The sequence below is a fragment of the Deltaproteobacteria bacterium genome (assembly GCA_029860075.1).
Lineage (GTDB): Bacteria > Desulfobacterota > JADFVX01 > JADFVX01 > JADFVX01 > JAOUBX01.
In genome coordinates, this window is the sequence record JAOUBX010000139.1 from 1 (window position 1) to 6497 (window position 6497).

At 41.3% G+C, this 6497-nt stretch carries 2 protein-coding genes; both read left to right on the forward strand.

The genetic code is table 11. The features are described 5' to 3' along the window. Window positions 1–5274 (forward strand): Ig-like domain-containing protein (locus OEV42_21125; GenBank protein MDH3976772.1); only part of this gene is annotated, 5274 nt, incomplete at its 5' end. Between the two features lie 13 nt (window positions 5275–5287). After that, the gene (locus OEV42_21130) at window positions 5288–6274 is read left to right on the forward strand and encodes a hypothetical protein (protein MDH3976773.1); all 987 of its coding nucleotides are present in this window, start codon (window positions 5288–5290) and stop codon (window positions 6272–6274) included. Window positions 6275–6497 lie beyond the last annotated feature (223 nt).

Genomic DNA, 6497 nt, shown 5'->3' on the forward strand with positions numbered 1-6497 from the left:
GTCGTATCAATCAGTCCAACAAACGGTGCAACAGGAGCAGACGATAAAGGCCAGATTGTAGTCACCTTCAGTGAGCCAATATCCAAAGGCTCTGCCACAGATGGAGCAATAACACTGACAAATGCCGCCGGAACAAACATAACAGGCGTTCTGTCACTTGCCGCAGATGGTTTAAGCCTTTCTTTCTACGCATCAAAACTGCTTGCTTCCGAGACGGTACACACGGTAGTCGTAGCGGGAACCATACAGGACATGCAGGGTCTTGCCATGGGCGGCAGTTATACTTCAACCTTTACCGTAAAAGACACAACGCCACCGCCTGCACCACCTGCGGGAAGTATTACTTCCACCTTCCCTGATGACGAGGGTTATATCGATATTTCAGCCACACCGGGCACGGTGGAAGCCGGGGCAGCCGTTCTCATCATAAACGATGACACAGGCATGATTGTCGGTATCAGTCCCTTAAGTGACGGTTCCTTTATGGCACGTATTCAGGCAACGCTTGGTGATGTGATCCGTGTTGTGCTCATGGATGACGCAGGCAATGAGACGCTGATAAGTTATATTACTTTTAAAACAGACGATGGCAGATACCTTGTTACATCTCAGGGAGGTATTGTCGAGGGTGAGGGTGGAATAAGTCTGAACATTTCTCCTGGCGCTCTAGCTTATCCGACAGTAGTCAATGTTACTTTATTAACAGAAGCTGATTTACTCCAGCCTTATCCACCTGGTGCTTTATTTGGTGGTGCTGTCAGGATAGAAGCAGAAGGTAAAAACTTTCAGAAAGAGGTGGAACTTTCCTTACCTCTGCCGGATGGTTGGACGGAAGCATCCCTTCCCTATCTTTTACGTCAGCGGCATATAATTTTACCTGATGGTACAGAGGAAGATGTTTATGAGATGATTGATTCCATGAAGGTAATTGATGGCAGACTTGTTACAGCCAGTCCCCCTTTCCTCGGGATTATGGAGGCAGGTATATATCTTGTAGGTCTCTTTAACAAGCCAACCTATGATACGCTTACCGTTGCAGGTACAGTGTTTTGGGATAAAGATGGTATTAGCGGCTATCAGGCAGGTGGTGAAGATATCCCTGTAAGGGGAGCTATTATTCGACTTGGTGGAACTGTTGCAATTAGCAATAAGGATGGCAAATACGCTGCCGTTGATTTTATGATGTCCGAAACCTGTCGTTACGCAAGAAACATGACAGTATACCATAGGTTTGGCCCCCCACTTGATTTCTCAGGTATCTACAGTTGTCAACCACCATATCTGGTTGATGACTTTAATATCAGGGTTGCAGATGTGGATACAAAACTTCCTGACACTGAAGCGCCATCCATCACGATGAATCTTGCCGTTGCAACCGAGCAGGATGCAGACCATCAGAATGAAGCTTTTATTGCCGGTACGATAGCTATTGGAACAAACCTTGAAATGCCTGTCAGCATCGTCGATGAGAATTTACAATCTGTATCTCTTTCTGTTGGTTTTAAATCCCAGGATACTTCTATAAATCCAATAAAGCAGGGATTGATTGAAACAGGCACTGCAACGGAGAAATCGGTTAGTGGTGATCCCCCAAAGAGCCTGACAAAGCATTTTTATGATCTTTTTTTCACTGCGGAGTTTGCAGGCAGCAGTGCCAGGTATTTTAAACCGCAAAGTGCCGGGACCTATACCTTTACTGTTATTGCCGATGACCAATCGGGACAGAGTACTTCACGGCAGCTTTCTTTAAAAGCAGTAGAAAAAGGTGCAACGCCGGAGAGGAAACCCGGCCCCCCCCAAATAGTTAATACGACACCTATAGATAAAGCGACTGATTTTATGATAACTATGCCTGTTACCGTTACCTTTGATGAGGGTATAAAAGAGGAGACTATTGATGGTACTAACCTCTACCTTTTTGATAAGAGTGGTAATGCTCTTGTTCCAGCCTATGTTTACCCTATGGTGGATGGCACACAAATGCTTGGTGTGATTCAACCAAAAGGGAACCTCTTTTACGACCATGAATATGAAATTCATGTGACAACCGGTATTAAAGATCTTGACGATATGGCAATGGCTGAACCCTGGATAAGCACCTTCACGACAAAAAAACCGAGACTCTATGATCTTGAGGGTGAAATTTTTAGTGGTGGCCGTCATATTGCTATTCATGAGGTTGGCATTAAAACCTATGCTTATATAGCAGCCGGCAATGAAGGTTGGCATGTTGTGGATGTATCCAATCCGATGAAGCCTGTCATTAAGTATAGCTTTACTCCACCTCAATTTGATTTTCGCGGTATCGCCGTTGATCCCGAAAGAGGCATCCTTGCCATTACCGATTACGTAAGGATTTATGGTGGCAGTAACTACGGTTATGTTCGTTTTTATGATATTACTATTGATCCTGAAAAGCCCGCTAAAATAGGACAGGAGCGGTTGGCAGAGGCCTGGTCGGGTCTGCCGGGGAAGGTTGCGCTAAGAAACGGCTACGCTTATGTTTCCACCAATGGTATGGGGCTTCATACTGTAGATATTAATTCTGCCCGGTCATATAGTCCGGATATGCCCGGTCAGTCAATCACCAGCTTGCTGAATACCCAAAGTGAAGGTTTTGGACAGCCGAGTGATATCACTGTGTATAGTAAAACAAAGGCCTTCCTTACTACCTTTGGAGGTTATCCGGTGGTACTTGATATCTCGATGCCCTCTTTCCCGGTTATAGCAGGCTATGTTACACCAGAGGCAGGTGTTTACGATGCTTTCCGTGGTACAGCGGTGGAAGGTTTCGAATTTACGAATGATGAAGGCATGAATCAGGTAATCGACCTTGCCGTAACAAGCAGCCGCACCGGTGGTATCCATACGGTTGATCTCAGCAGTCCTACGGCACCCGTTGTGATGGCTGAAGTACGCGATAAAAATAATGCGTTGCTTAAAGTCATTGCTTCTGATATAGAGATAAGCAGGGAGGCAGGGCTTGTATATATTGCTTCAGGCGGGGCAATTTATGTCATCGATATTAAGAATCCATATCATCCGCTCATGCTAAATGTCATTGAAAATGCTTTGCTTGGTGATGCGTTAAATAAAGGGGACGTGGGTGATATCAAGGGCATTGTCGTAAAAGACGGCTGGCTTTATATGGCAAGTAAAGACACTGGTTTAAGAGTCCTCGACATTGATCCTGTCTTTTTAACGCATTTTTGCAACGAAAATGAATTTTTCGCCTGTAATGATTATTATCCTGCACTGGGTTATGTCAGTAATGGTGTTGAAAGCGGCAGGAAGAGAATCCTTCTTGAAGGCAGGAATAGTGATAATCAACTGCTCAATGACGGACAAACTTATGCACGGCTTGTTTCCTACGAACCGTCAAAGGGTGTCAGATTAAGTGGCAGGAACGGGGAAAGATGTCCTGCAAGTTCTACGAAGATGTGTGCGCTTTTTAACGATGGGCTAGCCGAATTCCACCTGACGACGGATAGCTTATTTCCCTGGGACACAGAGAAAATCACCATGATTTATGAAATCTATGATGCATCAATCGATGGGAAGTACATGCATAATGAAGAGAAAGGGAAGAAAAGGACGACGGTAGAATTGAAAGTGCGTACCAATGCCAATGTAAACTTGCAGGAAGTGCTGGACGGAACGGCAGTTTATACCTATGAAAAGTATGGTGCTAAGGACCTGGTTGCAGATGAGCTTCATAAAAGCAAGACGACGGGTGGTGAGCCTAATGAACGAGGTTTTGATTCTGTGCAGATGATGATGAATCATATTATCCCACCGCTGGAAGAAGTCGTAAGTAAAGAAAACCAGAGAAGCAGCATAACGCCTGATGGTTTATATGGCAATAATACTGTGACTGTTTTAAAAGCGATAATGAATGGTACGGCAACAGGTTTTGACAGGGCGCTTGTTAATACACAAGTCTCTCATCAAGATAGCCGTGATGGATATATAAGTACGTTTGAGAAGATAAACAAAGAGTACAATTGGTATAATTATGTACTATCGGCAAATGAACTAGATGAGGGTAAGGTTATTGATAAGGAAATTCTTATTGGACTAGACTCTGATGATGCAGAAATAAGACATCCGCTGACTGATGAAGATATCGGTATCTATGAACTTTACATGGATGATGACTGGGACGACGATTCAATAAACAATTATATTGAAGTTGAGAATGAACTGTATCCGTTGTACCCTGATTCCGGTTATACCAATAGTGAGAGTTCTGTGTTCTCTGTTGAGAGAGGCAACTATGGTAATTATAACGGAGTAGAAGGAAAACAGGGCCTTCTTGAAAACGGATTGAGAATAGCAAATTCTAATAAAGGATATTATTATTTCAGGTCTCTTGATCCTATTGATGATATCGATAATTACGGTGCATTACGTGCACTTATGATTCTGGAAAATGTGGGAAAAGCCTGGATAGATTTATATCCTGATATATATCCGATGAAAAAGAGTATGTTTGTACGCGATGGTGCACCTAATCTTGAAACATATAAGAGCAATATTTATACGCATCCTGACCTAGACCATAATGACGATGATGATGATAATATTTTTGATAATAATACGTCATTTCCGAATGAGGCAAGAATTGGTATTGGTGATATTAGCATACAGGGCGGCGGGCCATTTCCTCAACATGTAACACATCAGAATGGTTTAGGAGTAGATATACGGTTTGTTAGGAACAATAACACTGAAGGATCGGTTGATATAAGCCTTACTTCCCCGACTAGAGATTTATTTGATGAAGAATTGACAAGAGAATTGATTGAAATATTATTTAATGAGGGTGCATTTAGAGTATATGTTGTGGCAGGTACAGGGATAGAACAGTCTATTGATGATCCCAATCGACAAATCAGATATGCAAATGGACATCACAATCATCTTCATGCAGATTTTCCAATTGTTAATATACCTGTAGGTGATATATCTTTATCACCGAGTCCGTTGTCCATGCCTGCTGATGGCAACTCAACTATTACAATTAATGTTGATGGGAAAGATCATTTTGGTTATAACCTTGTGGCAGTGACAGCGAGTACAACTAGTGGACAGATAATTGTTGGAAATAATGTAAGCCAGAGTCAAAATGTTTCAATCTCTGATAATGAGACTATGTCATTCCAGTTAAGAGCGAGCAATGAACCTGGTGAAGCAGTTGTAACTGTTAAAAGTATACGAAGAGGTACAGAAGGGCAAATTAAAATTAATTTCACACCGGTCGTTGCAGAATAAATAGGAGGATTGAATGTACAGAAGAATTACTTTGTTTATAATTTTATTAATTTTTCTTAGTTCAGAGGTTGAGGCAGGATTGGGTTATGTTGGCACCTTAGATTCAAAGAAGGAAAATTTTTATTACACAGGTATTGATATATATGTCTGGTCATTTCGAAAAGCAAAGCAATATAAAAATAAGTTTAAAATGATATTCAGATATAGCTTTGAAGATAAAGAAGAAAAAATGCTTTATTCAGGAGATTGTTCTCTTAGTGGTTTACAACTATCACCTGATGATAATTATATTGCAGGATTCTGTCCGACGGAGAACTCTGTTTTAATCTTTAACATGGACTGGAATAAAGTTGCGGAGATCAGAGGGGCAGTTTATGAATTTGCCTGGCACCCAGATAGCAAAAAAGTTGTATTTGTGACAGGTGAAAAGTCTATTAGAAAAGGTGCATATGACATGGCTCTGAAACCGGATGGTGTCTGGTTGTATGATATTGCAGAGGAAAAAAAGATAAAACTTTCAGTTTTGGGTAAACATTTAAGACTTAGTAAAAAAGAAAGGACGCTTCATCTATGGAATGGAGAAAAGTGGATTATATACAACTATGACTCAGGTGAGGTAATAGAAACGCCAAAGACGCTTGAAGATGTCGATTACTCATTGGATGGTAGATATTATATGATGACCTCTGGGACGGAGTTTGAACCACCCTATTGGTCACCGTTTAGGATTTATGAAGTAAAAACCACTGCGGCACTGCCTTCAGAAGAGATTAGCTTTATCTCAGAAAGAAATCCACAAAAATTTATTTGGGGAAATGATGGGAAAGTTTTTTTTGATGGCATGACATCAAGGACGGATGCGAAAAATAGATTATATATCTACGATTTTAAAGCAAGAAAACTTATCAGACAGTTCGACGGTGCGATTGCTGGAAACAGCGAAGACTTGTCTTGGTTGGTTGTATATCGTGATGGTAAGTTTTATTTGGAGAAGTTTTAGTATGAATTATTATAGATGTTGCCAATAAGGATAGAACTCTAACTTATTAAAGGGGACAGAAGCAATCTGTCCCCTTTTTCTATATTTACTCTCATTATAGCTTTGCCATAACGAGAGTTTTGTTATATCACAATCGATGTGACAGGAAGTGATTACTTCGGCTATAATTTGCTATCTGCAACTGTAAGCACGAATAGAGGTACTACAATATTTGACGCTAATG

Coding starts and splice junctions, on each gene's coding strand:
- OEV42_21130 (MDH3976773.1), top strand. CDS start 5,288: ATGTACAGAAGAATTACTTTGTTTATAATTTTATTAATTTTTCTTAGT.